The organism is Campylobacter portucalensis (assembly GCF_009690845.1).
Lineage (GTDB): Bacteria > Campylobacterota > Campylobacteria > Campylobacterales > Campylobacteraceae > Campylobacter_B > Campylobacter_B portucalensis.
Genome location: NZ_VWSJ01000028.1, coordinates 1 through 2,352, shown reverse-complemented (window position 1 = coordinate 2,352; position 2,352 = coordinate 1). Strand labels below are relative to the sequence as shown.

The 2,352-nt window shown below is 25.0% G+C and carries 1 protein-coding gene and 3 tRNA genes; 1 reads left to right on the top strand and 3 read right to left on the bottom strand.

All coding sequences use genetic code 11. The features are described from left to right. Positions 1–862: 862 nt before the first annotated feature. The 3 genes from F1B92_RS07240 to F1B92_RS07230 form a co-directional block, all read right to left on the bottom strand. Positions 863–938 (bottom strand) — tRNA-Lys (locus F1B92_RS07240). An 8-nt stretch (positions 939–946) separates the two neighbouring features. Next, positions 947–1,023 (bottom strand) — tRNA-Asp (locus tag F1B92_RS07235). Between the two features lie 87 nt (positions 1,024–1,110). Next, positions 1,111–1,186 (bottom strand) — tRNA-Val (locus F1B92_RS07230). 136 nt (positions 1,187–1,322) lie between these two features. On the opposite strand from F1B92_RS07230, the gene F1B92_RS07225 reads away from it, so the two are divergent. Then, positions 1,323–1,901, top strand: coding sequence for a transglycosylase SLT domain-containing protein (locus F1B92_RS07225; protein ID WP_154571181.1), 579 nt, complete (start codon positions 1,323–1,325; stop codon positions 1,899–1,901). Positions 1,902–2,352 lie beyond the last annotated feature (451 nt).

Sequence of the window (2,352 nt, the reverse complement as noted above, 5' to 3'; positions counted from 1 at the left end):
TTAGTATTATACTCTCAAATTTTAAAAGTCATGCCAATTCTTAGCTAAAAATGTAAAAAATCTCATTTTTGCCTTAAATAAATAATTTTTAAAATTTAAAATAAATTTTTGGTAATTCAAAAGAGTTAAATTTAAATCCTCATCATATAATAACAACTCTTTTTATTTATTTTTATATTTAAATATTTTTTGTTAAATTTAGTGGCATTTTTTTATTGAGAAAACAGCCATACTCTATTAAAACAAATTAAAGATTATATAAATGCCATTGTCTATAATATATCCATTCATTTATTAATAAATTTTCATAAAATACTCTGTTTTTAAATTTTAATGCATTTTAACATTTAAAAATTTAGTATAATTTTTAGCTATTAAAGCTAAATAACTACAAATTTAGCGTTTATCAAATTTAACTAGCTTTATAAAACAACCTAATTTATATTTAAAAATAGAGGATTATATTATTTTTTAGAAAATCAAAATAAAACTCCATCAAATCTTTATAAAAAATCATAAACTCAAATAAAACATCTCTATCGTTATTATCTAAAAAACGCTCTTTCATCCAAAGATAAATATTGTAAACAAAAGTATGAACCTATAAGATGGTATTTAGATGTTAAAATGACTTTCCAAGAGCCACCTAAGATATAAAAAGATAATCTGTCTTTTAAAACGCCTTATTTTCAAGGTTTCTTGCAGGGTTACCTTTTTATACTCTATTTTTAGGCATCTCTATGGGTTGTCTTTTTTATTAGATTTTGTTGTTTTGTATTATATCAGTTTAGATTTTAAGTTTGTTTAAATCTCGGTATTTAGATGGTTTATTAAATGATTTTAGATTTTATAAAAAGAGTTATGGTGTCCTGCGTTGGATTCGAACCAACGGCCCCCTCCTTAAAAGGGAGATGCTCTACCGACTGAGCTAGCAAGACACACAAAGTGGCGCAGCGGACGGGGCTCGAACCCGCGACCTCCGCCGTGACAGGGCGGCATTCTAACCATCTGAACTACCGCTGCACCCAAATTTAAATACCTCTATTTGGCAGATAGTCTTATAAATCAAATTTATAAGTAACTACCTAATTTTCACCTAAAAGGCATAAATGGTGGTCGCTATAAGACTCGAACTTATGACATCCACCTTGTAAGGGTGGCGCTCTACCAACTGAGCTAAGCGACCATCTTTTAAAAAAGAAATGAAATTATACAATCTAAAATATTAAATTTAGCTTAAAAAATATAAATTTATAAAAAAAATTCAAAAAAACTATATTTTTAGCTATAATTTTTATAAATTTTTGGAGAAATATAAAAATATGAGAATCTTAATAATTTTTTTGCTGTGCATTAAATCATCTTTTTGTTTTACTTATGAAGAAATTTTACACACTATAAAAAATGTAGCCGCCACAAATGGAATTTCTCCAAAAATTTTATACACCATAATAAAAATCGAGAGTGATTTTGAGCCATTTGCAATATCATTTTTAACAAATAAAGAAAATGCAATATATTATAAAAATTTAGAAAATCAAAACATAATTATCAAAATCGGCCCTTATAGTCTAAATAGAAATAAATGGGTCGTTTATATCGAGCCTAAAAATGAGTATTTAGCAAAAGAGATTGCAAAAATTTTAATAAAAAGCGGATTTAGCGTAGATGTGGGGCTTGGTCAAATAAATTCTCAAAATTTTAACGAAAATGAGATAGATTTGATTTTTGATCCTACTTATAACCTAACAAAAAGTGCCAAAATTTTAAGAAAATGTTTCAACGCAAAAAATAAAGATATGCAAAAAACCATAGAATGTTACAATTATGGTATGAGAAATAGAAATTCTCAGCCATATTACATTAGATTTTATCAGCACTATATAAAAGAATTTAAATAAATTTTTCATACAAACAGGCTTAGAAAAATACAAATAAATCATTTTTTAAATTTATAAATGCAAAATACTTGCTGATTTTTTGATGAAATTTAGCAAATTTATTTTTACTAAAATTTTAAATTATGCTTCAAATTTATAGCCAAATTCGGCTTTGCTATAAATCAATTACATTATCTTTTGAACTGCTTTTATAAACTCTTTAGCTTATAATTAAAGCTTTTTTGGCGTGGTTTTGTTGGGTATCGCTCGTGCTTATTTTAAATTTAAACTGGTTCGCTTAATTAATTTTATTAAATAACATTTGATATCTAAAAATATAATTTAAATTTAAAACAAATTTGGATATTTTAGATTTGAAATTTTGATAAATTTAGCTTTGGTTTAATTTTAAAACAAATTTGATTAAATTTAGAGCAATATCTTTAAAAAATTAAGATTAATAGATAAAGAC